Genomic DNA, 25,031 nt, shown 5'->3' with positions numbered 1-25,031 from the left:
ACATTCATTTTTTAGTTTTGTTTATCTTAAAATTAAAACAATGATTAAAGGATTATATGAAACCCATGTTCAGGTAAGCAATTTAGAAAACTCTATACAGTTTTATACGGAAGTTTTAGGTCTGAAACTGGCCCATCGTGATGAAAACCGCCCGATTGTATTTTTATGGATCGGAAATAATAAAGAATTTATGCTTGGCTTATGGGAACAAAAGGAAAATTTACAGCCAAGACATTTTGCATTTTCTGCTGATAAGGAAGATATATTGAATTATTCTGTTGAGTTTTTGAAAAGCCGGCATTTAAAACCTTATAATTTTCTGAAAGACGGGATTGACAAACCCATGGTTTTTTCCTGGATGCCTGCCTTAGCAATTTACTTTAATGATCCGGATGGAAATCAACTGGAATTTATTTCAATTTTGGAAGGTGATGGAAAACCTGAACTGGGAGTACTTTCTTATGAAGAATGGCTGAAACATTAAATAATTATTTAATAAGTATTTTTGGTTACAAATCCATTAAAAAAGAAATCCCGGTAAATATTTCTTGTAGGAATTTCACTTTTCCCGATAGATAGAATATGATCAAAATATACTTTAAACATTTCACGATCAGCTTTTACAAAAAAATCATCAGCGACACTTTCAATATTATTATCCTGAAAAGTTTCTGGCTTTCTTTTTTTGTATTGCTAAAAAAGACTGCCTCACTTTTGAGACAGCCTGAATTTTTTCTTTAGTTTCTATCAACCACGCTGATCGAATAATATGATACAAAACAAGAAGTTATATCATTATAGGCCATCCGAGTAAATTATTTTAACTTCTTTAGTAATAAGTCTCTAAATTTCTTTTCTTCATCAAACGATCCGGTTTGCGAAAATATAATATTCTGTGACTTATCTAAAACAAATGTTGTAGGTAAAGCTCCAACTTTTGATAATAATTTTTCATCAGTCTTAACAAAGATAAAATCATAACCTTTTTTGTTCTTAAATTTCTCTATTGTTTGAAGGTCATGATCAGCTACCATTATAAAAACATATCTGTCTTTTACACTCTTATAAACATTCTGAAACATTGGCATTTCCTCCATACAGGGCTTACACCAGGTTGCCCAAAAATTCATTAGTATGTATTTATTTGAATATTTTGTAAAATCAACAGGGGTACCATCCAGATTTGTTAATTGTAAATTTAAATCTTTAATATTTTTATTTTTAGCAAATTCGGCATTAGTTGCTAAATTCGTTTTGGATATATAATAAATATAACCAAGAAATGAAAATGCAATAATACCTCCAAAAATTATTCCTGTGATAAACCCTTTTTTTAAATAATTTCTTACCATTTTTTAAACATGTTTTATTTTATAGTTAAAAAACCAACGAGATAGGCAATCATCAAAATGATCACCGCACTAAAAATAAGTCCAATGATAAATCCCGAAACAGATAAAATTATATTTTTAGCATTCATAAAAAATATTTTAAATTCTAAAACAAATATACATTATTATAACAATAAATTAATATTTAAGTAAAATTTTAAAATAATTCATTATAAAATTATATTTTATTTACAAAATATTTAATTTCTATGCAATAATAAAAATACATTCTGTTTTTTGCTTAAATTTTTACTATTCAATATTTATCTGTAAACCAAATTATGTGTAATATCTTTTATTTTTTTCAAGATTAAACCATCATATCGGCACAATTGGAGCTTGCGAATGCAAAAGGTTTTGCTTTGAACACATATCCCATTCCCAGAATGTAGCCCATTGCATCTTTCAATGCGACATTGGATTTAAAATCCGGATCGGTATTAATGTCAGCATGTACCTCCATTTCCACACCATAAGCATCCAAAACAGAACAGATAGCATATGCAATTTCTACGGATTTGTTCACCTCATTAAGCATTCGCTCTTTAATACTGATATCCTGTATTTCTCTTTCTTTTCTGATAAAGGTAAACGCTCCTTTTCCCTCACGAATAAATACTACTGCCGTAGCATAATTAATAGCGTCACCATATACGTGGGAATCTGAGCCCACACAAACTTTCAGTCGGTGGCCATTAGCCTGTTCGCGAATGATGGCCTCTTCTACCAGCTTTGTGATAGAGTTCCGGAAAATTTTTCCATTCATGTTCTGCCATGTTTGTTGTTGCGTTTCCATTTTTTCTACATATTTTATTTATAATTCATAAATGATAATTGATTTTACCAGTGATACTTGTCTTTCTGCTTCCAATCTTTTAACCTCTAGTTTATAGTCTCAGATTTCTATTTTTCGTTGACTACACACCACTCTTCCAGATTTATCAATAATGCGTAACAGATAATAAAAACTGCACTTAAAATTCACTATTAATCCATTCATTCTTTATACTCTATAAAGGGATCAAATTCTTATTTTCTGCCCGAAAGGCAGGTGCCCTGACCGTTAAACGAATAGAGCAATTAAAAACCGCAACCAGGAATCGAACCTGAACAACAAGAGTATATTTCCTGCATGCTGCCATTACATTATCAGCAGTTTTGTGGAAATAGCAGGATTCGAACCTACCCAGCAATGAAGCAACAGATTTACAGTCTGCCCCGACCCACCAACTTCGACGTACTTCCTTTTTAAGATTGATAAGCAATGAGTAATTTCTAATTCCCATTTCTTTTGAAGAAAAACAAAGCCTGTCTTTATTTTTTTGTTTAATATAAGAACTTCTACGCTCGACAAGCTCTATTTTTTCTCCGGAACTAATCTCATTTTAGTTATTTGAGATGGTTATGGGATTTAAACCCACTCAGCTTACGCAACGGTTTTGCAGACCGCCCCGACTCTTCCACTTCGGCGAACCATCAAATTTAAATGATAATTGATTGATCATTTTTGAGTCAAGAAAAAGCTTGTCTATATTTCCGTGTTTTTGGCGTAAAGATCTTCTGCTCTGACAAACCTTTTCTTTTTCTCTTTGAAACAATTAACTTTATGTGAATGGGCAATTCGCTTTGCTGTCAATTTTAAAATTCACTATTGACCATTCGCCTATTCATTTTTCTGTCTGGAAAATAGGATTCGAACCTATGACCTCCCGCGTCCAAGGCGGGTAAACAACCACCGTTATCTTTCCAGTTTTAAAGATTTATTTCTAAATTTCTTTTCCGAGAGACAGTCGGAGCCGAATTTTCCATAAATCTTTGCGGTCTATGCGAGAATCGAACTCGCAGTGCCCAAGAGACAGTCGGGCAGGTTAGCCATTACCTCAATAGACCATTTTTGCGGAGAGCAAAGGAATCGAACCTTCACTACTGTCGTAGAACTCAATAACAATAAGCCGCAACGAACCAATATTTGTATGCTCTCCTTTGTGATCCCGACAGGATTCGAACCTGTAACCTTCGGTTTAGAAAACCGATGCTCTATCCGGTTGAGCCACAGAACCATTGTAATCCCAGAAAGATTTGAACTTTCAACCCCCGGTTTAAAAGACCGGTGCTCTGACCTATTGAGCTATGAGATTATATTGGGGTATCTTCGGGGATCGAACCCTGTTCTCCGGTTCCACAGACCGGCGCTTTACCAAATAAGCTAAAGAAACCATGAAAAAAGCGCCTCTTTTCGGGAGGCGCTGCATATATTCTAACGTAAGATCATTAGCTGACCCACATATATAAGCACCTTTCATCCATAAATTCACAATCAAGAATACAAGCCTGTTTTCTCGGCCCCTGTCCTTGTAATCCTGAATACTGATTAGATATGTGATGTAATTGTTTCATTATATTTTTTGTTTTAAACATTTTTGAATCCTGAAAACATGTTGCATTCAATTTTCGGTTGCAAAGTAAATATGATTTTTTTTAACTCACAAATAATTTAAAAACACAACTAACTGAAAATCAAATAATTAATTTTTAAATTTGGAAATGAAAATTCCTGTCCGTAATATTTTACAGATACCTTAATTACCTAAATGACTGTCTCTCACCGGGTTAATAATCACTCTTATTTATCTTATTTGTTGTTCATTGCTAATTAAAAAATTTTCACTTTAATAGTTATTTTTTTTCATTCTAAATAATTTCCCTTCTAAAAACACAAAAAACGCCCCGTTAACCGAGGCGTTTCTGCAGTATTTTGATTAATTTTTTACGGGTTTACAGTAAATAATTTCCAAAGTCAGCACATTTCGCCTCATCCCATATCATCTCATCATATCCGAATAATCCTTTTATTGCAGGACTTTCGCATAGGTTTACATTGATATGTGCTCTTTGTTTTGTCATAATATTATTGGCGCAAAGATAAATCTTTTTCTTAATTAGTTGATCATTTTACTGTTACAGTAATGGCTATAATCTCTTTTGCTTCCATCAGGGAAAGAAACTAAAGTATCCATTTTATTTTTTTCACTGTGTATAAGGTAAATTTCCGGTTGATGTAATTTATTTACAATTTCGCAGGTATTTTTACCTTTATGCTTCAGGTACAATTACTTCACGTTATCCATTGCCTGTTTTTAATGGATTAATTCCTAAACATCTTATTCCTTCCTGTTTTATATCTTGAAATATCTTTTAAAATTACCTCATCATCGGGATTGAAATATTTTAATTCATTTACAATTTCAGACCGGGTATTTATTTTTTCCGCAATAATTTCATAAGCGATATTCCTTGCTACCGGCTGCAGCTCCGGATCTTTTTTAAATTCATATTTCATGGCTTCCAGATAAATGATTTTTTGATCTGGTGTGGTTTCTTCATACAGGTTTTTTATTTCTTTTTCCAGTGTTTTCATTTCAAAAATATTGGCGAAATAATTGTTGAGGCAATTGAATGCATCTTTGTTTTCATCCCACCCTTTTTTCAAAATTTTCTGGGCTTCACCGGGCATTTCCATTTTTTTACGGTAAACCAAAGAAGCTTTCACCATCTGGTCATTGCCTGTATAATCATCTGCAACCATTTGGTAATAAACATTAGCATTTTTGATGTCGTTAATCTCCTTATACAGATCACCTACTTTCTCTTTTTGCTCCAGTTCTTTATAAAGGTCAATTGCTTTCTTATATTGTTTTGCCTTTTCATAGCAGGCTGCAGCTTCCGGTTTGTTTTTTAATTTTTTCAGATAAATCACGGCTGCTTCATTATAAAAACCTCCGTCTTCCAATGTTATTGCGCCACGGTAATGATCCTGAAGCAAATTGATATAAACTTTTGCCGCTTTTTTATAATCTTGCTCTTCAATATATTTTTGGGCCAGCTCTTCATATTTATTCCGGATCTTATCAAATAATGAAGTTTCCAGATAAAAATTCCCTCCGCCTCTTGCATTAGACCTGCCTGAATTTTTCTCATTTCTCTCTTTATCTTTCAAAACTGTAATCACCAGAAAAACGATGGCTGCAATAACGATAAAAATAATAAGGGTCCCTATTACACTCCAAAAGCTTTCATGGAACAGCTGTGCCAGTATCCCGATGATTTTAAGGATCACCAAAATGAAAAAAGCCGCCATAAATTTGTCTATAAATTTCTGCTTATTCATTTTCGCCTGATTTTAAAATGGTTTTATCTTCACTGAAAAGACGGTACAAAAGGAGAACAACACAGATAATGAGAACCCAGACAAACCAGTTGTAGCCGAACATTTCGATGAGCGGATAGAAAAGATAGATGAGCATAGCCAGCAATACAACCGCCAAGAATATCTTAATTCCGCTCGGAACATTATCGCCTCCGATGTTTAAAGATTTTTTCCGGAAGAAATAGGTATAAATACCAATGCTCCCCATAATGAAAGCAATCAGCCAGATAATTTCGGAAAAAGAAACTTCTTTTTTGGAAGAGGCATCTCCGGAATTGCCTGTCGTAGCGTCATTCGATTTTTTATCAAAAGACAGCTGCGGATTTTCAAGGGTCCCGTAAAGACGACCTAAAGAATCTTCTATCAGAACCTGTTTTTTCTTCCATATACTCTTCACCATTCCTTTATTAACAGGTTTCCACAGATTAGCTTTTTGTAAGGAATCTGAAATCTTACGCTGATAGCTTTCCGATTTTTTCTCAATGTGTTTTTTTATTTTCTGATTATAAATCTTTTTGAGGAAATCTCTGGTTTTATTTTCTTTATTTTTAAATTTTTCAATCTCCTTTCCTACTTCAGATACTGTTTTCCCACCCTGCTTTTTATAATCATCTACCAGCTTTTTATCTTTCGATTCGATAGAAGCTGCAGTAGAATATTCGTTGATCAGCCGGGTACGCTCTTTTCTGTACAAAGAATCAATTTTCATATCAATCTCTGTAAGCCCCGATTCAAAAGCGAGGACATCCGAAGGCTGATTTTTAAGGGCATCACCGGAAAGTACAGTCCCCGAAGACTGTTGTATAACCTCAGCTTCCTTTTTATCCGAACTGAAGCTTAATCTTGCAACAATAAAAATAATCCAGAAGGCAAGCAACAGCCACCGGTAATCTCTTGAACCGGAGTTATTCTGACCAAAAAATTTCCCCAGCCAGCCATTCCCAAACTTAAATTTTCCAAAGCCATCACCACGGGAAGTTCCCATAATGTCGAGCGGAACGCCAAGATCTATGGCCCTGTCAGGGTACTGCTCTATATATTTTAAGTACTTTTCAATTTCTTTTTTATTTCCGGCCATCACTTTCTTCAGGTCGAAAGGGAGGTTTTTCATCCATTCTTCTTCCGTCTGAGGTGTTTGAAGGGCTTCCATCACTTTTTCATCATCCATTTCCACAGTATACCGCTCTATTCTCTGAGGGATTTTCACACCCTTCGAAGGTTTTTTAATGGAGATATCCATTTTTTCAGATTCCTGAAGCAATGAAATCCAATTGATCTGTTCTGATAATTTCACCAGTCCAAATTCAGGATGCATGATGAGAAATTCAGCATCTGTATTCTGCCAGTCTTCAGGGTTTATTTTAGGGTAAAAAACAGTATTCTCAGGGATGAACAATTGATCGTCTATACATTGAAAGTAAGAATTCCTGCCAATATCCTTTGGCGCCAGATGATCGAAAATCAAAAAGCAGCCATATAAAATATTAGGTTCGTTGGAAGGAACCGGGAAAGAGCGGACCTTGTGTAAATCAATTCCTGAAATTTCCATTTCATGTAACCAAACCAAAGGTGAAGAGCCTTTTATTAAAAGTCCTCTTTTAGGGTAATTATTTTTCGGAAAAGGTTTTATTCTAAGCTCCATATTCCAAAATTTGATTGATAAAGGCCTCAAGATATCCGGAATACATATCTTCCATTTTTTTTACTTTCAACAGGGTATTTTCGGGCAGATAATATTCTGAACCTCCAAAATCCGTATGGGTAGCCAGCGACAGAAAGCCATGTTCTGTGGAAGGAATATAAAATTCGTGTATACTTTTATTACTGCTTCTGAAGGTAAGCATTCCACGGGAATCTGTTATGATTTCGCTGCCATCCGGGAAAGTGAATTTATTTTTACTCTGCTCAGCAAAAATATTGATCTCATGCCTGTTTTTAAAGAAATTCAATGAGTTTTCATAATGCATAATCAATTCACTTCCGGATACAACCAGCCTGTCTTTGGTATTGATCCCTATTTTATTAAAATTACTCAGAATTTTAATCCCGCCCTGATTTAATTTAGCAATTTCTGTTGATACTTTCTGGTAACTCTTTTCTATTTCAGTATCATTTTTTACGGATTCAACAGAGATATTTCCTTCTATATTTATTTTAAAAATATTGAGAAGCCCCTGTTGATACAGATAGAAATTCTTATTAAAGTAAATCAGCTTTGAACTCGGAGGAATATTCTGGCCGGTCACATTAAGCTCTGAATATTCTTTGGTCGCCAGGTTTAATTTGGAAATAAGCTTTTTATCATACTGGTACTGACAGATCATAAACTGTTGCTGCTTATTTTTCGCTAAAGCAAACTGCCCTCTCGGTTTTATGGAAATATTTTCTATTAAAACTTCACAGCCGTGATACGTCTTGTAATAGTTATAAGAATCTTTATTGTAATAATTATCGGATAAATAGGTCCGTAATAGTTGTTTTTTTGAACTTAAAATAAAGAATTCACCTTCGTATAAAAACCGGGCAATCTTATTGGAAGGGGTAGGAAATAATATCGGATAATTTTGGGGTAAATCCGTTTGTTTTCCATTACCTGAAACCTGTCCTGTTTTCTGTTTTTGCTTTGGCGGATTGGCCCACAGCTCTTTCAAAGGCAATACAATTTTCTGAATATGCTTCCTTGTCCCCTGATGATGTTTGTAGAAATTCAGTTCGCCATCTGCTGAAGTTGTTATTAAAAATTTAAGCCGATCCCTGTTTTGGTGAATTACCCGTTGCAGGTTTTCATTTTGTAAATTTTCATGATGGGTGATAAAAAAAACTTCAAGATCTTTTTCCTGATGCTTTTCTCCAAGAAATTTTTCGAGTGAAGCTGAAACTTCTAAAGCAGAACTTACCTGATTCTGATTATCAATAATCTCTTCTATTCTGTTCAATGAAATCAAAATATTCGTTTGCCCCAAAGCAAAAACTTTACATTCTGAATTGGCTTTCGGATGCTTAATCACTGCAATAGCTGATGCAAAAGCCAAAACTTTAGGAGTCCCCCAATTTTTAAGCGAGGTATCGATTAATATGATTCTTTCGAAAATATTTTCTTCAGGCGGTATTTCACGTTGAATGTAAAGCGCTTCGTTATTGGCAATGCGACTCATAAAAACCTCATCTTCATTGGCAAATTCAGACAGGAGCATTCTGTGAAGCTCTCCTTTGTTGGCCATATCCGAAATTCCGCCAATCGGCTGCTCACCCGGGGAAAGATGCCGCATCGGAATTTTCAAACCGCTCCAGATTCTTTTAATCAGGCTTCCGACCTGGAAAGTTTTGGGTTCTTCTATTAATTCCTGAATGAAATCTTTATCAGTATCTACCGTTGTTTCCTCTTCTATTACTTCGTCGTCGAGATCTGAGAGATCGACGATGTTTTTCATTGCATCAATAATAGACTGTGTCGTAGGGAAACTCTTATTAATAAAAGCCAGAGTCCTGATATCTCTGCTAAAATAATTATGGGAAAGATCCAGTTTTTGTGCACTGACAGCAATTTTATGAGGCCTTTTATAATAGCTTTTAAGGAGCTGCTCGGCATTGGCTGAAGAAACACCATTATGAATGCTTTTGAATATAGTCTGGAAAAGAATGATTCTGTTCTGCCCTTTTTTATAAACTCTGTCCAGTGCTTTCAGCTTTTCCAGAAAACTTATGGCATCAGCTATAAAATCGCCTATCTGTTTGCGATCAGTGTAAGGATGATTTTCAATTTGTGAAAAAAGATATTCAGTATCTAAATAACCATCCTGAGTAACATATAAAGCTAAAAGTAATGATCCGAAAGGCGGAAACCCTTGTGGCTGCAGCTCTTTTAGCATTTCAATAATATAAGGTCTGTAGGCTACTGCCCCAATACCCGGAAAAGATATAAGGTTATTTTCATGGTATCCTGAATCATCACGAATGTCTTCATCCGTCATCCATTCCCAGAAATAATCTTTATAGGATTGAAAATATTCATTTAATTCCATTCCTGCGCTTTTTCAGTGAGACGGAATGAGCTTACGGACAACTCCCGGAAATCATTTTTATCTATTGGAACATAGCTTCCATTTTCATTCCATAAAAGCCATTGATCATGCTCTTCATTATATTTTCTCTGAAGCAATGAACTTAAATTTTTAAATTCAAAATCAAAACCCGTCGGTAAAAGATGCCCGTCTTTGAACCAGTATGTTTTCCCGGGAAAAGCCAGTAAAGGAGTTCCGAGAAACAATGCTTTTTCATCAACGATGATCCAGTCTGTATTTTCCAGCTTAAATTTCGGTGTTGCCATAATGAGATCTTTAATTTCAGAGATCGAACTTAATAATGCGACAGCAGGCTGCTCTTCATCGCTTGGCTTCAATTTAACCTGAACTTTTTCATTAATTCCAAAGAAATTCTGATTGGAAGGTGGAAAAGTCAATCGTAAAGCTCTATGAATGGCTGTCCAAAGGAAGGCGGTTCTTACCTTTTTACTCGGAACCAAAGCACCTTTCCGAAATAAAAACCCCTCTCTTAATTCATATAATAAAAAATTCGGCAGTTGTTGAATTTCCGGAGAAACAGCCTGTTCTTCGGTAAAGTCTTTCAACCAGATCACCTCCTCATCCAAAGCAATCTGAACATTTTTCCAGTCACGGATCGACCCCAGGAAATCTTCATCAGCACGGGGAAGTTCCGCCCAAAATTCTTTTATACGCTTTGAAGAATCTTCTGCCATAGACTTTCGATTTCTTGTTGGATATATTGTTTTTGTTCGGAATTCCCGATCCAGTCGCAACGGGTCTGCAGGTATCTCAATTTATCTTTAATCACATTCTGCTCCTCAAAACTCAGTGTTCCGCTGCTCCATTTTTCAGTTAAGATTTTTACGTCTTTCATTACTTCTTCAGGATTGGGTGTTTTGTTTTGCAAAGCCTGTGGATGAGATTGCAGACTTTCATCTTTTTCGATGGTCCTGTTGATAATTCCTTCCAGAATTTCAATCTGCTCTTCCGTATCCCAGATATGTTTTAGTACCCAAAGATCCGAAAGGATCGCTTCTTTCCGTCCACAAATCAGAGCACTTGCAGCAATAAGGTTCTGCAGCTTTACCGCTCTACGGTCGGAGATGGCAATTCCTGTATTTCTAAGGCTTATGATACTGTTTAAATATACTTCATAAATAGGCTTCAGATCTACTGTCCTGCATAAATTCTGAAGCTCACGGATTTCATCTGCATGAATTTCCGGAATTTCAGCTTCAACAGTATTTTCTAATTTTCTTCCCGCTAAAAGTACCTGTTGAAGCAGTTCGGGATGTACATAATCTACATTAATCCTGACCAGAAAACGGTCGAATAATGCATTTAGTGTTTCATCTTCCGGAAGAATATTACTTGCTCCTACAAACATCAGAGCAGGCAAATGTTTCGTTTCTTTTCCGCGTTTAAAAATCTTTTCATTCAAAGCCATTAAAAGGGAATTCAGAATTGCAGAATTGGCATTGAAAATCTCATCTAAAAAAACCATTGAAGCTTCAGGCATCATGCCTTCCGTATTGGTAAGAAGCTCGCCTTCCTTTAATTTTCTGATATCAAAAGGACCAAAAATTTCATTGGGTTCTGTAAATCGGGTCAGCAGGTATTCAAAATTTTTCCCGTCTTTCACCGTTTGTGACAGGGTTCTTACGATTGCAGATTTTGCGGTTCCCGGGGGTCCGTATAAAAAAGCATTTTCCTTTGCCAGAAGGCAGATTCCCAACAGATCGACAACGTCATTTTTTCCGACAAAAGTCTCCTTTACATAGTTAAGAACTGTAGTAAGCTTATTGATATTTCCGGTCATTTATTTTTCTTCGTTAGTTATTTTTAATTCTTTCCAAAACATCTGTTTATGCAATCCAAATTCTGCAAAAAGCCATTGATTGATTAACGGAATTTCGGCCAATTTATAGTCTTTCTTTTCCACAATCCTTTCCAGATAGAGCTTTCTGTACGTTTTATCTTTCAATTCTTCTTCCCAGCTTATTTTTTCCAGATCAAGGTTATACCCAATCCCTGAATAATGAAACTGTAGCAAAATGTTCTCCAACATTTTAATCAACGGGTCTTCCGGATCCGCAGATTGAAGCACGGAAATGATCTGTGGTAAAAACCTTAATGATAAATCAGCGGATAATATGGAAGAAACATCCATCATTCCTTTATATTTGGGAATCAGCATATCCAGGTTTTTCACAGTATCTTTTCTGATCAGATACAGCTGAGCGCTATGATACAACACTTTTGCCGCCCAAACAGCAGCTTCTTTATTACAATTCAGCTGATCCGATAAGAACTCCAGTCTTTCATTTTCAAATTCAGCATTAAAATAATCGGCAGCTTCCTCTTCTTCATTTTCTGAAATCGTTTGGATCTCTGAAAAAATGGTAATGCATTCTTCTTTCCGAAGCAGAAAAAGAGTATCTATAAATGGTGATTTGGTTTGCATCATCTAACAAAAATAAAACTATTTCGCAGAGAATAAAATTTTTACATGAATGATTAATAGTTAAATAATATTTTCGGTGTGTAATTGATAAAAAGCTGATTAAATTAGAGATAAGATTCTTTTATATTGTTTTTTTCTTTCGCAGATTGAGGTGACGGTTTGGTTTTGTCTGTGATAAAAAAATCTCAAAAAAACTTCAAAAAACCTATGAGGTTTGATTTGTTTCGGAAGGCGGCGGCTTTGCCGCCGCCTTCCGAAACACCGCGCAGAAAATTTACTTTCAGTCAGTTATTTCAATGATATTATTTTCAGGATCCAGAATTACACTTTCGTAATAGCCATCACCTGTTGTACGAGGTTCGCCGGCGATGGTATAGCCGTCTTTTCTTAAAGTTTCTGTCAGTTCATCTACCTTTTCTTTATTACCTGTGGAAAATGCCAGATGAATAATCCCGAATTGTTGGGAATCATAAGAGTTTCCGTTATCCTTAATATCCGGCCTGTTCATAATTTCAAGCCGGCAGCCATTTTCAAAACTTAAAAAATAAGACTGAAAATGTTTCATGGGATTGTGGTATTTATCATTGGAAACGGCTCCAAAATATTTCTGATAGAATGCTCTGGTCTTTTCCAGATCTTTTACCCAGATTGCAATGTGTTCAATTTTCATTATCGTTTATCTTTTGCTTTTGCTAAAATAAGAAGGAGAATCTGGAAATATTTCTTCTGTATTATTGCTTTTTAATCCTGTATTTGCAATCACAATACGCTGCTTATATTCTCTCGCTGGTTAGACAGATAAAGCAGATTATAATAATCTCACAGATTTTGAAATTGACAAGAGTAGGTTTGTAGAGAGATTACTCTCTTTTTTATATCCTGCCGGATCTTTGATCTTATCATCATCCTGAGGAGGAAATTTATGTTCTGGAAATTTTCTATACCCGACCATAACCTCTGGATATTTCAACTTAAAAGTTATTATCTTTGTGCTCATTTCAAATAAAAATTATGAGTATTCACATTAGTGCAAAAAAAGGAGAAATTGCTAAAGTAGTATTGCAGTCGGGAGATCCGCTTCGTGCACAGTATATTGCCGAAAACTTTCTTGAAAATGCAAAACTGGTAAGCAAAACAAGAGGTATTTTTTATTACACCGGGCTTTATAAAGGTAAAGAAATCTCTGTTGGGGCCAGTGGAATGGGCTTTCCAAGCATCGGTATTTATTCTTTTGAATTATATACGGAATACGATGTGGAAACCATCATCAGAATAGGAACCTGCGGAGCTTATACAACGGATTTACAACTTTTTGACATTTTAAATGTTGAAAATGCAGCAAGTGAAAGTACGTATGCGAAATATGCCTGGGAAATTGAAGATGAAATTATTGCACCTCAGGGAAATATTTTCGGTATCATCAATGAAACGGCTAAAGAACTGTCTTTGAAAGCTAAACAAACCAATATTCACAGCAGTGATATTTTCTATAGAAAAGATCCGAATATTCCTGCAATTGCAACAAAATATAATTGTTCGGCAGTAGAAATGGAAGCGTTTGGTCTATTTGCCAACGCTAAACATTTAGGGAAAAATGCAGCTACGATTCTTACCGTTTCAGATATTATCCCTACCCATGAAAACATTTCTGCTGACCAGAGAGAAAAAGCTTTGAAACCAATGATTGAGCTTGCTTTGGAATCTGCATTGAAAGTTGTTTAATAAATGAAAAGCAAAAAGGGCTGATAAACAAATTTGCTTTTTTGCGCTTTGCTATAAAAAAGAGCTTTACCAATACAGTAGAGCTCTTTTTTATATCCTGAAAAATTTCCTGGCAACCTCAGAGGTTTCATCTGCTACTTCGGAAATGCTGATCTTCTTCAAATGGGCAATGGTCTGTGCTACATAGGACAGAAAAGAAGGTTCATTACGGCGGTTTTGAATCCGCGGCATATTTTTCGGCAGCATAAACGGGGCATCCGTCTCAATCATCATCCGGTTAAGCGGAGCATATTTAATGACCTCTTCCAGATGCTTAAATCTCCTGTCATCACTGATTGCACCTGTAAATCCCAGATAAAATCCTTTATCCAGATATATTCTAGCCTCCTCTAAAGTTCCGGTAAAACAATGAACTACTGCTTTGGGAAGCTTAGAAAGATAATCATCCGTAATCTCATTAAATCTTCTAAAAGCAGATCGCTCATGAAGAAAAAGGGGCTTATCAATTTCAACAGCCAGTTCAAGCTGTACACGATAACATTTTTCCTGAACGGGTCTTGGTGAAAAATCCCGGTCAAAATCCAGTCCGCATTCTCCTACAGAAACGACATGGGAAAGTTTTAATAATTTTCTCAGCTCTTCAATGCTATGATTATTAAAAGACTTTGCATCATGGGGATGAATTCCGGCAGTTGAAAATAAGATTTCCGGATAATCTTCTGCAATTTCTGCTGATTCTTTGCTTCCGCGTACGCTTGTCCCGGTAAGAATCATCTGTTCCACACCGTTATCAAGTGCCCGGTTGATGATTTCTTCTCGTTCGTGATTGAACTGTTTATTGGTCAGATTAATCCCAATATCGATAAATGTATTCATTTTTTTCATTTTTAAGCGGCAAAAATAAATACCGGATACGCAATGTTTTTACGCAATAAAATTATTCATTGATAAAAGTTTCCAGAAAACCGATCAGCTGAGTACCGTTAGAGCTCCATCGGATTCCGTGGCCTTCTTTTTCCCTGATCTCATAAACGATTCCATGCTTGTAATGGTAAAACATATTCCACCACGTCTTATTTTCAATGATAACATTCACTTTTTCCATTACTTTTTCCTGTTTCTGTTCATTATTTCCTTTCACTTCGCCCCAAAACTTATCATTTATTCTTCCTACATGCTTTTCCCAAGCCCTTTGAGCAAGCGTGATCTCATCATTAAACATTTTCTGACAGCTTTCGATCAAAATATTTTTAAGCGGCGGAATTGCTGTTTCATCACGAATGCTTGCGGAAGTCAGCCGTTGTCCTAAAACATTCAGCCAGTGTTCAAAAGGAATTTCTTCAAGCTTTTTTGCTATTGATTCCTGCTCATTACACTCTAAAATACCGATGAACATTCTGAAACTGTCATCTCTGTGAATTTTAATTTCTTCGTTAAAATAAGGAAGATTCCAATCTAAAATACCTGTCTTATATTTCAGTATATTTTTTTTAATATTTTTTAAATGCTCTTCAGCCAAGACCGCGTAATACCTGCTCTTCCAGGAATCTGAAAGCCATGAAATATATTGATTCAGTTCAATCATTTTAAAACATTTTTATGAGATTTACCTTGAGCTTTTCTTCTCCGGCTAAATAGCTAATAACATTGAACCAATGCCTGCAATGATCTAAAATCCAGGCATCGGAAGAAGCTATAATTTCTGCATTGTCAGCTAAAAATTTATCCGGATTATACTGCAGATCAACTTCCCAGTTAAGCTGATTTTCCCGGGCAAATTCCAGAATACTCTGTTTGATTCTTCCACTGTTTGAAACCGGCTGATCAAAAATCCAGTGCAGCTTTTGAAGTTCTGCTTTCCGGAAAAATCCGGCTACCAATTCTATTGATTTAAATGTCTGGTTCACCCTTTTATAAGTTCCATGAATACCGGAAAGGTCACGATAACATCCATCAGCTCCTTCAAAGATATAAGCCCCGGAAAGAATACTTTCAAGTAAGATCAACACATTAAAACCATCAAGATAGATCATCTTACCTTTTAAATCAGCAACCTTCAATTCTTTAGCTCTCCTGCTTTGAACCTGAATTTCAGAAGCGGAAGCACTCCGGAATGCCTGAATCTGCCTGGTTTTTAATTTATACCGGTTTCCAATCAATTCAGAAGCAGCTTTTTCAGCATACTTCCTGCTCAACAGATACTGCATATCCTGAGCCGCTGATTTTAACTTATCAATCTCTTTCTCCGTCCCGAAAAGTGTATCATCACCTGTGTTTTTCCCACGATTTCTGTTATTCATAATTCAAAAATAAAATTTTTGAAAGAAACCGGGATAAATCATACTTGAAAATATAATATTTACGTAATGTTTCTGACACAAGACAAAAGGCTACAGAAAAATAAATGCTGCTTTTGAATTTTTTACAAAAAAACTATTTTAGTAAAATCATCTGATTCAATAGAATCAGGATGAAGAATTTAATTTTATTTTAAGTATAAAATACTTTCTATTTCCATATTATTAGACATAATTTGATTAAATTTACGTCAATAATACCGCTCAAAAAATAGCAGAAAATAACATCTATGAATAAGAAAAGTGCCACGATATACGATATTTCAAAGAAACTTAATGTAAGTGTGGCTACTGTTTCCAGGGCGCTTAATGATCATCCGAGAATAAGTCAGGCAACCAAAGATCTGGTGAAGAAAACGGCCAAAGAGATGAATTATAAGCAGAACAATCTTGCCAAGGCACTTAAAAGCGGGGAAACAAAAAACGTAGGGATTATCGTTCCCTATATCAACACTAATTTCTTTTCATCTGTTATCCGCGGGATTGAAGAAGAGCTTTCTCCTCATGGCTATCACGTGATCATCTGCCAAAGCCACGAAGATGTAAATATTGAAAAAAGACACTTAAATACTTTGCTTAATGCTCAGGTTGACGGGATTTTTATGTCAGTTTCAAAAACAACGATTGATACGGAACATATTCAAAATATCTTAGATACAACGAATACTCCGATTATATTTTTTGACCGTAAAAAGGACATTGCGGGCATCAGTACAGTAACGATTGATGACTATCGCGGGGGTTATATGGCGACGGAGCACCTGATTAAAGAAGGGTATAAAAATATCTGTCATTTTTCCGGTGATTTAAATCTTGAAATTTACCAGAACCGTTTGAATGGCTACAAACAGGCCTTAATGGATCATCATTTATCTGTAAAAGAAGAAAATATCATCACTACCGGAAGCTCGATCGATGCCGGAATTGAGGCGATTAAAAAGCTTTGGGGTCAAAAATCCGTTCCGGATGCCATCTTTTCATCCAGTGATTTTGCGGCATTAGGTGCCTGTCAGGAATTAAAAAAACGTAAAATTAGAATTCCTCAGGAAGTGGCTGTTATCGGCTTTTCTAATGAACCTTTCACACAGTTTATGGAGCTTCCGATGAGTTCCGTAGATCAGACCCCCGTTACCATGGGGAAAATAGCAGGTCAGGTATTTATTGAACGAATAAAGGAAAATGGTTCCGGAATTTCTATTGAAAAAAAGGTGGTGCTTGAGCCGCAGATTTATATCCGAAAGTCTTCGAAAAGGAAGTAGTTTTTTGCATGTAAGTTTCGGCTAAAGCCAATCAGTAAAATCATATTGAGACGGGTTATAGCCTGTTTTTATTGATTTTGTATTTTTTTGTTGATTATTTCTGTAATTCTCTTTTTTTATAGTTCGTAAGATAAATACCTTTCCCAGAATTTTTTGAAAAATTGCTCCCAAACTCCCAAAACAGGCGCGCATTGGTTCTGGCTTTTTCATTGGTGAAATTTTCATATTCAATTCTATAAATAGAGCTAAACAGGCGTGAACGCCCGACACCGTGATGACAATGGATAAGAACAGGATAGTTTTTGGGATCGTCCATAATTTTCAAAAACTTCTGCACAGTACTGTCTTGAGGGATTTGATCAGTTGGTAAGTTAAAATAATGGAGCCCCGGAATTTGGTCTGCAGCATATTCTTCGGCATTGACCTGCTTTTTTGTCTCCGGATTTAATCTTGTCTGCACCAAGCCATCACGCAAATCAATGATGGTTTTTATTTTATAATTGCTGACGAAATTCGCAAGTTTTTCCGGTGGAACAGCACCTGAATTATAGACTTTATTTTCTGAAATCGTTACCAAATTATAGCGTACTTTTTTCTGATAAAATACAAATACCAAAACCAAAGCAGTGATAATAACCAATAAAACTACCATTTTTTTTACTATATTATTTCTAAAATTTAGCTTCATAAAATTCGCAATAAATTTTGAATACTGCGAAACTACAAATATAAAAGGACTTTGTTGTCATAATCTCATATAATCCTGAGATCGCGCTAACAATCTATATTTAAAATACTTCAAAAGAAAATGCCTCCTACCCATGTAGAAAGCATTTTCAAACCTAATATTATATAAATAAAACTTACAGAGAAACACCTCTTCTCCAGGGGATAAAATCATTCTGATTCAAGACCGCAGCTTTGGTTTTTATGTTTCCGCTGGCAACTTCAATAATAAATTCCAGCAATTCTTCTGCTTTTTCATCGATTGTTTTTTCACCTGTAATTACATCTCCTGTATTAAAGTCGATGATATCGGGCATCTTTTCAGAAAGAGCAGTATTGGAGGATATTTTCACTACCGGGGCGACCGGATTTCCCGTCGGAGTACCCAGACCTGTTGTAAATAAAACAATGTTTGAGCCTGAACCGACTAAAGCCGTTGTACATTCCACATCATTTCCGGGAGTACATAATAAATTTAAGCCTGGTTTTTTGATGTATTCCGTAAAATCAAGTACATCATTGATGGGTGACGAACCGCCTTTTTTAGCCGCTCCTGCAGATTTCATAGCATCAGTTATTAATCCGTCTTTAATATTCCCCGGCGACGGATTCATATCAAAGCCTGATCCTGCAGCAACGACTGATTCTTCAAAATCTTTCATTAATTGTAAAAACCTTTCGGCATCTTCTTCATTAATGCAGCGATTGACCAGCTCCTGCTCTACTCCACATAATTCCGGGAATTCCGACAGAATCGTGGAGCCACCGATTCCTGCCATCAAATCTGACAATTGGCCCAAAACCGGATTCGCAGAAATTCCTGAAAAACCATCTGAGCCACCACATTCCAAACCTAAAACCAGTTTTGAAACCGGCGCCGGCTGTCTTTGGAGTTCATTAGCCTTTTTGATGGCTTCGTAAGAGTCTTTAATGATCCCGTTCAGCATTTCGTCTACTGTTCCGGATTTTTGCTGTTCGTAAACAATAATCGGTTTTTTATGATCCGGACTGATTTTTTCCAATGCATCTTTAAAAATCTGAACCTGTAAATTCTGACAACCCAAGCTTAAAACCGTTGCTCCAGCTACATTCGGATTTTTAACATAACCCGCCAATAACCGTCCCAATGCTTCTGCATCCTGACGAATTCCGCCACAACCACCCTGATGGGTAATGAATTTTACGTCAATATTTTTGAAAACTCTCGAATCTTTCTCTTCTTCCAACGCTGTTTCTTCTTCTGAGTTATTAATTAATGATCTTAATAACAGCTGATGCTTTGATACTTTTTCAAACAACAGTTCTTTTTCAAAAACATCTTTTAAAATTTCAACATTCCTGTTTTCACAAAAAACCAACGGAAAAAACAGCCAGACATTTTCTGTTCCCACTTGTCCGTCTTCCCTGTGATAGCCCATGAAAGTCTTGTCTTTCCATTTGTCTACATCAGGAGCCGTCCATAGGGTTGTTTCCGTTTTACCTTCTACTTTTGCACTTTGGTGTTTTACGTTTTCAGTGGTGATCACCTCTCCTTTTTGGATCGGCTGACTTGCTTTTCCAACTAAAACACCATACATAATGATAGAATCGTTCACGGAAAGATCCTCAGTCACGAATTTATGTTTCGCTTTTGTTTCTTTTATAATTTCATAAGTAAGATTGCCCAAAGTAACAGCTTCTCCTTGTTTCAGATCTACCAATGCTACTGCTACATTATCTCTGGGATTTACTTTCAATACTTTTTTTTGCATGATATCTCAGGAATTAAATTTGACAAAATTTTGATAGGCAGTTTCAATATCGTGATGATCAATTTCCCATAATGCTTTTGCCACCGCAGATTTTAAACCTTCTACCTGTGTAAGATCAGTGTCCCAGAAATTAGTTTCACTTAAAGCCAACTCGGCCACTTTTTCATAATCTTTATTCGTCCAGATCTCTTTAAATCTGCTGATAATTGTTTCTTCATCATTCAACGGTAAGGCTTTTTCCCTGAAGCTTCCCTGATAGAATCTGATTAAGCCTGCCAGAGAGAACGTCAGATTTAAGGGTAATTTATGATTGATTTCAACATATTTCAACAAACCCGGAATGATCCTCACTTTAAATTTGGAAACAAAATATAAGGCAATACTCGACAGATGGTGCTTGATAAAAGGATTTCTGAATCTATCAAAAACTTCTTCTGCAAAATCTTTCAGTTCGTTTTCATCTGGTCCCAAAGCCGGATTGACCTCATTGAAAATCGTTTCACTTAAGAATTTTCCTAAAAACGAATCATCAATAGAATCTTTTACAGTTTCTTTTCCTGATAAAATCGCCGGAGCCAACATCAAACTATGGCCACCGTTCAGAATTCTGACTTTTCTTAAACGGTAAGGCTGAATATCATCAACCACCAGAATCTGCTCATTGATTTGATCAAAAGGAATTCTCTCTCTTAAATTTCCTGCATCCTGAATTACCCAAAGTAAAAAAGCTTCGGAAATGACCATCATCCGATCTTCGTAATCCAGCTGGTCTTCGTACGTTTCTGCATCGTCTTTAGGGTAACCCGGAACAATTCTGTCAACCAATGTATTATGAAAATAATTACATTGTTCAATCCATTGCACAAATTCTATTTCCAAACCCCATAATAAGGCATATTTTAAGATGATTTCTTTTAAAGCAAAAGCATTGTCTTCAATCAGTTCACAGGGAATAATTCTCAGTCCTTTATCTGCTGCTCCATTAAAGTGTTTGAATCTTTCATATAACAAAACAGCTACTTTTGCAGGGAAATTTTTATGTGGCCCTGCATAATTGTCTTCGGATCCGTCATAAGCAATTCCCGTTTCTGTAGTATTTGAAAAGATAAATTCAAGCTCTTCTTCTTTTGCCAATGCTAAAAAATCATCATAATCCGTGTAAGGATTAATTGACTTCTGAATCGCTGAAATCACCTGCCTGGTATCAATAACTTCTCCCTTTTTAATTCCTCTCGAAAAAAGAGTGTACAGGTTATCCTGCTCTTCCAGCTTATGCACTGAGCCTCCCGCCGTAGGTTGAACGTTTACAATTCCTGCATTAAATCCTGCTTCTTTATTTAATTTATCGATGATATAATCTGTGAATCCCCGCATGAAATTTCCGCCTCCGAACTGTACAATTTTGATCGGAAGTTTTTCCTGAGCATCATTTAATTCACGATTTAATTTTTGTTTTATCTGATTTTCCATCTTTCTCATTTTATCATCTTTTGATTTGATGATCTTATTTTTAACTCAAAGTCCGCAAAGTTTTTTTGCAAATAATATTGTTTGTTTTAAGAACGCAAAGGCGTTTCACTCAGCAAAAATTCCTGAAATCTTTTGCTATGAGGTTTACTGTTTTATTACTTTATATTTTGGAACCAATGCTTTCATTACGGTCCATGCAATCAGGTAGGCAATGGCACACACTGAAAATATAATCATATACCCTTTATCAATTCCGTCTACTACAACTGCTCCTGACTTTTCCAATTGTTCAAAAAATCCGTCCGGCAATCTTTCGCTAATGTACTGAGGATATTTTTCCAATAAAGGTGTTCCGTCAACTGTTGACCAGGCTTTGTGAGCATGATCAAATAATACTCCTGAAGATTTATTGATTAAAAATGAACCGATTCCACCTGCCATTCCACCAATACCCGTGATCGTTGCAATGGCTTTTTTAGGAAACATATCGCCAACCGTCGAAAAAATATTGGCAGACCATGCCTGGTGTGCTGCCCCTGCAATTCCTATAATCAAAACCGGGAGCCAGTAGGTAATGGAGCCTAAAGGCTGTGCCAGCAATGCCAGTAAAGGAAAAAATGCAAAGATCAGCATGGCTTTCATTCTTCCGGTGTAGGCATTCATTCCCTTTTTCTCTACAAAATATTTGGGAAGCCAACCGCCGATAATTGAAAACAACGTGATCATGTACAATACAAACAACGGAAATGCACTTTGTGTAGAATCCATTTTATAAACGGAACTTAAGTAAGCCGGTGTCCAGAAAAGGAAAAACCACCAGATCCCATCAGTCATGAATTTTCCGAAAGCAAAAGCCCAGGTTTGCCTGTAGCTGAAACATTCTCTGAAAGAAAATGTTTTTTCAGGAGTTCCCGGATCCGTATTCGGAATATCATCCTGATCCTGCTGGATATAGGTTAATTCATGCTCATTAACTTTATGATGCTCGTGTGGCTTTTTATAGTAAAACACCCATAATCCCATCCACACAAAACCTAAAGCCCCGATGATGATAAACGCCCATTCCCAACCCATTGATTTTGCAATAAAAGGAATTGTAACCGGTGCCGCCAATGCTCCTACTGTTGCTCCCGCATTGAAAATACTGGTTGCCAGAGCCCTGTCTTTTTTAGGGAAATATTCTGCCGTCGTTTTGATGGCTGCCGGAAAATTTCCTGCTTCTCCTACTGCCAGTACAAATCTTGCAAAAATAAACAGGGTCACACTGGTACTGATCACTGTAGAAATATTGTCTACTGTTCCGATGATTTTTTTAGATTCATGAAAGCCTACAAACCAATTTCCGGTAAGGATCCCTGATGTGGCAATTCCGCAGAACGCATGCAGACAGGCACCCACAGACCAGATGGCAATTGCCCAGAGGAAACCTTTTTTGGTATCCATCCAATCGACAAATTTTCCTGCAAAAAGCATACTTGCCGCATAGAAAATAGAAAACAGTGCCGTGATATTCCCGTAATCGTTGTTATTCCAATGAAATTCCGGTGCAATGAAATCTTTCCAAGTTAATGATAACACCTGGCGATCCATATAATTGATGGTTGTGGCAATGAAAAGCAGCCCACATATCGTCCATCTGAAGTTACTCGGTTTCGAGGATATTTCTTTTTTCATATCAATCTTTAATAGTATTGATTTTTTATTGATTTTGAAAACAATTTGGATATAAAATCCCTTTTTCTATGCTATTTTAAACAAAGAAAACTTTTATTAATAACAATATTTTAGTTTGAGGACTTCTGAAACCAATTAAGGCTGATTCAGTTTTTAAAGATCATTAAGATTGATTTTCGCTTTTAGTAAGATAATCTTAAATCAATCTGAATTTTAATTCAACTTAACTACTTCAATATTCTTAATGGTTCAAATAAACATTTATTGCTATTTAAAATCTAAAAGTGTTTATCTTATTTCTTTAATTATTTGAATTGAATTTCTTACAGTTTCCGTAATTTTCCCGTAATCGTAATCTCCGGTTTCATTTTTCACAAATAACTGTGAGCCAAGGCCTACACAATATGCTCCTGCTTTGATCCATTCCGTAAGATTTTCCTTTGTTGGGAGCACACCACCTGTGGGCATGATGTTTGACCATGGCATCGGACCTTTTACCGCTTTGATAAATTCCGGTCCGCCGACCTGCGTCGCCGGGAAAGCCTTTACAATTTCAGCACCCAGTTCTTCTGCATAAGAAATTTCAGAAACAGATCCGCAACCGGGTATCCATGAGATTTTTCTTCTGTTACAAACCTTAGCTATGTCAGCATTCAATAAGGGGGAAACAATAAAATTGGCTCCGTTTTGAATATACAGGGAAGCTGTTCCGGCATCTACGACGGAACCTATTCCCAGAATCATTTCGGGAAGTTCTTTAGCTGCATATTTCAACAGTTCTGCAAAAACTTCATGCGCAAAATCTCCCCTGTTGGTAAATTCAAAAACACGGGCACCCCCGTCGTAGCAGGCTTTCAAAACATTCTTACTGATTTCTTTATCAGCATGGTAAAATACAGGGACAATTCCTGTTTCTTTTGCTTCTAATGCAATTTCTATACGAGTAAATCTTGCCATAATTATCTTTTTATTCTTCCTCCTGAATTTCCGTTCATCACTTCCAGAATATCTTCTGCACTGCAGTAATTGATATCTCCCGGAATGGTATGTTTAATCGCACAGGCAGCATTTGCAAATTTTAATGCTTTTTCATCATCGAAGTTCAGCAATCCGTAAATTAAGCCCGCTGCAAAAGCATCTCCGGTTCCGATTCTGTCAACTACAGGACTGATTTCCAAAAGCCCGGTTTCAAAATAATTTTCATTTGTCAGAGCTCTTCCCTGCGTCTGCTGGGAACTTGCCGTGACCCCGATTCTTATTTTATCAAAAATCTTATGGATGGAAGGGATTTGTTGTTTTAATTCTTTACAGGCTTCTATGAAACCTTCCTGGTCTGATGAGAACTGAGTTCCTAAAATCTCATTGATCTCATTGACACCGCCGATAAAAATGGTGGAATATGAGACCAGTTCTTTTAAAATCCCGTTTCCGTTTTTGCCATATTTCCAGAGGTTTGAACGGTATGCTGGATCAGCAGTAACCTGTACTCCCATTTCCCGGGCAGTTTTTAAGCCTTCTTTCAAAGTTTCATAAGCCCCTTCGGAAATTCCGGGACTAATGCCTGTCCAGTGAAAATATTCACAGCCTTCCAATGCTTTCTTCCAGTCAACCTGCTCTGGTTTAATATTAGCAAAAGAACCGTTCAGACGGTTGTAAGCAATTCTGCTCGCCCGGACAGATGAACCTGATTCAAGAAAATATAATCCAAGCGGATGCTCATTTTTATTGATAAAAGCCGTGTCAATTCCAAAACTTTTAATGAAAGAAATAGCAGACTCACCCACAAAATCATCGGAAACATTGCTTATATGCTTCACATTACAACCCATTGTTGCCAATGAAGATGCAACATTAAGCTCTGTACCACCGAAAAAGAATTCCATTTCGTGGCTTTGTTTCATGGTTCTGTTTCCGGGTGGTGAAAGCCTCATGATCACTTCACCGAATGTGACTATTTTACTGCTCAT

Annotated in this window: 22 protein-coding genes and 7 tRNA genes; 3 read left to right on the top strand and 26 right to left on the bottom strand. The window is 36.2% G+C overall.

Annotated features, from left to right (window positions below):
- The first annotated feature begins 40 nt into the window (after nucleotides 1-40).
- Nucleotides 41-484 carry a VOC family protein gene (locus PMI13_RS14855; protein ID WP_007845116.1) on the top strand — a complete coding sequence of 148 codons (444 nt, stop codon included), beginning with the start codon at nucleotides 41-43 and terminating at the stop codon, nucleotides 482-484.
- Between the two features lie 331 nt (nucleotides 485-815).
- Here the strand turns inward: PMI13_RS14855 and PMI13_RS14850 are convergent, their stop codons facing one another.
- The 17 genes from PMI13_RS14850 to PMI13_RS14785 form a co-directional block, all read right to left on the bottom strand.
- A complete protein-coding gene (locus tag PMI13_RS14850) occupies nucleotides 816-1,352 on the bottom strand; it encodes a TlpA family protein disulfide reductase (RefSeq protein ID WP_007845112.1) in 537 nt (178 codons plus the stop codon).
- A gap of 349 nt (nucleotides 1,353-1,701) precedes the next feature.
- Nucleotides 1,702-2,187, bottom strand: coding sequence for a ribonuclease H-like YkuK family protein (locus PMI13_RS14845; protein ID WP_007845109.1), 486 nt, complete (start codon nucleotides 2,185-2,187; stop codon nucleotides 1,702-1,704).
- Nucleotides 2,188-2,552: 365 nt separating this feature from the next.
- Nucleotides 2,553-2,636 (bottom strand) — tRNA-Tyr (locus tag PMI13_RS21220).
- A 151-nt stretch (nucleotides 2,637-2,787) separates the two neighbouring features.
- Nucleotides 2,788-2,869: transfer RNA gene (locus PMI13_RS21215), tRNA-Cys, on the bottom strand.
- 200 nt (nucleotides 2,870-3,069) lie between these two features.
- Nucleotides 3,070-3,141 (bottom strand) — tRNA-Pro (locus PMI13_RS21210).
- Nucleotides 3,142-3,209: 68 nt separating this feature from the next.
- A tRNA-Asp gene (locus tag PMI13_RS21205) sits at nucleotides 3,210-3,281 on the bottom strand.
- Between the two features lie 96 nt (nucleotides 3,282-3,377).
- Nucleotides 3,378-3,451, bottom strand: a tRNA-Arg gene (locus PMI13_RS14835).
- A gap of 4 nt (nucleotides 3,452-3,455) precedes the next feature.
- Nucleotides 3,456-3,529 (bottom strand) — tRNA-Lys (locus PMI13_RS14830).
- Between the two features lie 4 nt (nucleotides 3,530-3,533).
- A tRNA-His gene (locus tag PMI13_RS14825) sits at nucleotides 3,534-3,607 on the bottom strand.
- 559 nt (nucleotides 3,608-4,166) lie between these two features.
- On the bottom strand, nucleotides 4,167-4,295 hold the full coding sequence (locus PMI13_RS14820) for a hypothetical protein (protein WP_007845107.1): 129 nt from the start codon (nucleotides 4,293-4,295) through the stop codon (nucleotides 4,167-4,169).
- 241 nt (nucleotides 4,296-4,536) lie between these two features.
- Nucleotides 4,537-5,559 (bottom strand): tetratricopeptide repeat protein, encoded by a 1,023-nt coding sequence (locus tag PMI13_RS14815; protein ID WP_007845105.1) that lies wholly within the window; start codon nucleotides 5,557-5,559, stop codon nucleotides 4,537-4,539.
- Nucleotides 5,552-7,240 (bottom strand): APC family permease, encoded by a 1,689-nt coding sequence (locus PMI13_RS14810; protein WP_007845104.1) that lies wholly within the window; start codon nucleotides 7,238-7,240, stop codon nucleotides 5,552-5,554. The genes PMI13_RS14815 and PMI13_RS14810 overlap by 8 nt, the downstream gene beginning before the upstream one ends.
- Nucleotides 7,230-9,620 (bottom strand): hypothetical protein, encoded by a 2,391-nt coding sequence (locus PMI13_RS14805; protein WP_007845103.1) that lies wholly within the window; start codon nucleotides 9,618-9,620, stop codon nucleotides 7,230-7,232. The genes PMI13_RS14810 and PMI13_RS14805 overlap by 11 nt, the downstream gene beginning before the upstream one ends.
- A complete protein-coding gene (locus tag PMI13_RS14800; RefSeq protein ID WP_007845102.1) occupies nucleotides 9,611-10,354 on the bottom strand; it encodes a hypothetical protein in 744 nt (247 codons plus the stop codon). Before PMI13_RS14800 ends, PMI13_RS14805 begins: the two co-directional genes overlap by 10 nt.
- On the bottom strand, nucleotides 10,327-11,460 hold the full coding sequence (locus tag PMI13_RS14795; protein WP_007845101.1) for an AAA family ATPase: 1,134 nt from the start codon (nucleotides 11,458-11,460) through the stop codon (nucleotides 10,327-10,329). The genes PMI13_RS14800 and PMI13_RS14795 overlap by 28 nt, the downstream gene beginning before the upstream one ends.
- Nucleotides 11,461-12,108: a hypothetical protein gene (locus PMI13_RS14790; RefSeq protein ID WP_238536318.1), complete on the bottom strand. Its 648-nt coding sequence runs from the start codon at nucleotides 12,106-12,108 to the stop codon at nucleotides 11,461-11,463.
- A 277-nt stretch (nucleotides 12,109-12,385) separates the two neighbouring features.
- Nucleotides 12,386-12,775, bottom strand: coding sequence for a VOC family protein (locus PMI13_RS14785; RefSeq protein WP_007845098.1), 390 nt, complete (start codon nucleotides 12,773-12,775; stop codon nucleotides 12,386-12,388).
- A 341-nt stretch (nucleotides 12,776-13,116) separates the two neighbouring features.
- On the opposite strand from PMI13_RS14785, the gene deoD reads away from it, so the two are divergent.
- On the top strand, nucleotides 13,117-13,827 hold the full coding sequence (gene deoD, locus PMI13_RS14775; protein ID WP_007845094.1) for a purine-nucleoside phosphorylase: 711 nt from the start codon (nucleotides 13,117-13,119) through the stop codon (nucleotides 13,825-13,827).
- A gap of 90 nt (nucleotides 13,828-13,917) precedes the next feature.
- Here the strand turns inward: deoD and PMI13_RS14770 are convergent, their stop codons facing one another.
- The 3 genes from PMI13_RS14770 to PMI13_RS14760 form a co-directional block, all read right to left on the bottom strand.
- Nucleotides 13,918-14,703 carry a TatD family hydrolase gene (locus PMI13_RS14770; protein WP_007845091.1) on the bottom strand — a complete coding sequence of 262 codons (786 nt, stop codon included), beginning with the start codon at nucleotides 14,701-14,703 and terminating at the stop codon, nucleotides 13,918-13,920.
- Nucleotides 14,704-14,764: 61 nt separating this feature from the next.
- Nucleotides 14,765-15,412: a hypothetical protein gene (locus PMI13_RS14765; protein ID WP_007845089.1), complete on the bottom strand. Its 648-nt coding sequence runs from the start codon at nucleotides 15,410-15,412 to the stop codon at nucleotides 14,765-14,767.
- Between the two features lies 1 nt (nucleotide 15,413).
- Nucleotides 15,414-16,127 carry a DUF434 domain-containing protein gene (locus tag PMI13_RS14760; protein WP_007845087.1) on the bottom strand — a complete coding sequence of 238 codons (714 nt, stop codon included), beginning with the start codon at nucleotides 16,125-16,127 and terminating at the stop codon, nucleotides 15,414-15,416.
- A 287-nt stretch (nucleotides 16,128-16,414) separates the two neighbouring features.
- On the opposite strand from PMI13_RS14760, the gene PMI13_RS14755 reads away from it, so the two are divergent.
- The gene (locus PMI13_RS14755; RefSeq protein ID WP_007845085.1) at nucleotides 16,415-17,443 is read left to right on the top strand and encodes a LacI family DNA-binding transcriptional regulator; all 1,029 of its coding nucleotides are present in this window, start codon (nucleotides 16,415-16,417) and stop codon (nucleotides 17,441-17,443) included.
- Between the two features lie 94 nt (nucleotides 17,444-17,537).
- On the opposite strand, the gene PMI13_RS14750 is transcribed toward PMI13_RS14755, so the two are convergent.
- From PMI13_RS14750 to PMI13_RS14725, 6 genes are all read right to left on the bottom strand, one after another.
- A complete protein-coding gene (locus PMI13_RS14750; protein ID WP_007845083.1) occupies nucleotides 17,538-18,095 on the bottom strand; it encodes a dual specificity protein phosphatase family protein in 558 nt (185 codons plus the stop codon).
- 211 nt (nucleotides 18,096-18,306) lie between these two features.
- Entirely contained in the window at nucleotides 18,307-19,920 is a 1,614-nt protein-coding gene (locus tag PMI13_RS14745) for a UxaA family hydrolase (protein ID WP_007845080.1), read from the bottom strand.
- 6 nt (nucleotides 19,921-19,926) lie between these two features.
- A complete protein-coding gene (locus tag PMI13_RS14740) occupies nucleotides 19,927-21,390 on the bottom strand; it encodes a tagaturonate reductase (RefSeq protein WP_007845079.1) in 1,464 nt (487 codons plus the stop codon).
- A 144-nt stretch (nucleotides 21,391-21,534) separates the two neighbouring features.
- Entirely contained in the window at nucleotides 21,535-23,064 is a 1,530-nt protein-coding gene (locus PMI13_RS14735; RefSeq protein WP_007845078.1) for an MFS transporter, read from the bottom strand.
- A 288-nt stretch (nucleotides 23,065-23,352) separates the two neighbouring features.
- Nucleotides 23,353-24,021, bottom strand: coding sequence for a bifunctional 4-hydroxy-2-oxoglutarate aldolase/2-dehydro-3-deoxy-phosphogluconate aldolase (locus PMI13_RS14730; protein WP_007845077.1), 669 nt, complete (start codon nucleotides 24,019-24,021; stop codon nucleotides 23,353-23,355).
- 2 nt (nucleotides 24,022-24,023) lie between these two features.
- Nucleotides 24,024-25,031, bottom strand: coding sequence for a sugar kinase (locus PMI13_RS14725; RefSeq protein ID WP_007845076.1), 1,008 nt, complete (start codon nucleotides 25,029-25,031; stop codon nucleotides 24,024-24,026).

Origin of the sequence: Chryseobacterium populi (assembly GCF_000282115.1) — a bacterium.
Classification (GTDB): domain Bacteria; phylum Bacteroidota; class Bacteroidia; order Flavobacteriales; family Weeksellaceae; genus Chryseobacterium; species Chryseobacterium populi.
The sequence above is the reverse complement of the archived record's forward strand: the minus strand, read 5'-3'. Positions and strand labels throughout refer to the sequence as shown.

Coding starts and splice junctions, on each gene's coding strand:
- PMI13_RS14855 (WP_007845116.1), top strand. CDS start 41: ATGATTAAAGGATTATATGAAACCCATGTTCAGGTAAGCAATTTAGAA.
- PMI13_RS14850 (WP_007845112.1), bottom strand. CDS start 1,352: ATGGTAAGAAATTATTTAAAAAAAGGGTTTATCACAGGAATAATTTTT.
- PMI13_RS14845 (WP_007845109.1), bottom strand. CDS start 2,187: ATGGAAACGCAACAACAAACATGGCAGAACATGAATGGAAAAATTTTC.
- PMI13_RS14820 (WP_007845107.1), bottom strand. CDS start 4,295: ATGACAAAACAAAGAGCACATATCAATGTAAACCTATGCGAAAGTCCT.
- PMI13_RS14815 (WP_007845105.1), bottom strand. CDS start 5,559: ATGAATAAGCAGAAATTTATAGACAAATTTATGGCGGCTTTTTTCATT.
- PMI13_RS14810 (WP_007845104.1), bottom strand. CDS start 7,240: ATGGAGCTTAGAATAAAACCTTTTCCGAAAAATAATTACCCTAAAAGA.
- PMI13_RS14805 (WP_007845103.1), bottom strand. CDS start 9,620: ATGGAATTAAATGAATATTTTCAATCCTATAAAGATTATTTCTGGGAA.
- PMI13_RS14800 (WP_007845102.1), bottom strand. CDS start 10,354: ATGGCAGAAGATTCTTCAAAGCGTATAAAAGAATTTTGGGCGGAACTT.
- PMI13_RS14795 (WP_007845101.1), bottom strand. CDS start 11,460: ATGACCGGAAATATCAATAAGCTTACTACAGTTCTTAACTATGTAAAG.
- PMI13_RS14790 (WP_238536318.1), bottom strand. CDS start 12,108: ATGATGCAAACCAAATCACCATTTATAGATACTCTTTTTCTGCTTCGG.
- PMI13_RS14785 (WP_007845098.1), bottom strand. CDS start 12,775: ATGAAAATTGAACACATTGCAATCTGGGTAAAAGATCTGGAAAAGACC.
- deoD (WP_007845094.1), top strand. CDS start 13,117: ATGAGTATTCACATTAGTGCAAAAAAAGGAGAAATTGCTAAAGTAGTA.
- PMI13_RS14770 (WP_007845091.1), bottom strand. CDS start 14,703: ATGAATACATTTATCGATATTGGGATTAATCTGACCAATAAACAGTTC.
- PMI13_RS14765 (WP_007845089.1), bottom strand. CDS start 15,412: ATGATTGAACTGAATCAATATATTTCATGGCTTTCAGATTCCTGGAAG.
- PMI13_RS14760 (WP_007845087.1), bottom strand. CDS start 16,127: ATGAATAACAGAAATCGTGGGAAAAACACAGGTGATGATACACTTTTC.
- PMI13_RS14755 (WP_007845085.1), top strand. CDS start 16,415: ATGAATAAGAAAAGTGCCACGATATACGATATTTCAAAGAAACTTAAT.
- PMI13_RS14750 (WP_007845083.1), bottom strand. CDS start 18,095: ATGGTAGTTTTATTGGTTATTATCACTGCTTTGGTTTTGGTATTTGTA.
- PMI13_RS14745 (WP_007845080.1), bottom strand. CDS start 19,920: ATGCAAAAAAAAGTATTGAAAGTAAATCCCAGAGATAATGTAGCAGTA.
- PMI13_RS14740 (WP_007845079.1), bottom strand. CDS start 21,390: ATGGAAAATCAGATAAAACAAAAATTAAATCGTGAATTAAATGATGCT.
- PMI13_RS14735 (WP_007845078.1), bottom strand. CDS start 23,064: ATGAAAAAAGAAATATCCTCGAAACCGAGTAACTTCAGATGGACGATA.
- PMI13_RS14730 (WP_007845077.1), bottom strand. CDS start 24,021: ATGGCAAGATTTACTCGTATAGAAATTGCATTAGAAGCAAAAGAAACA.
- PMI13_RS14725 (WP_007845076.1), bottom strand. CDS start 25,031: ATGAGCAGTAAAATAGTCACATTCGGTGAAGTGATCATGAGGCTTTCA.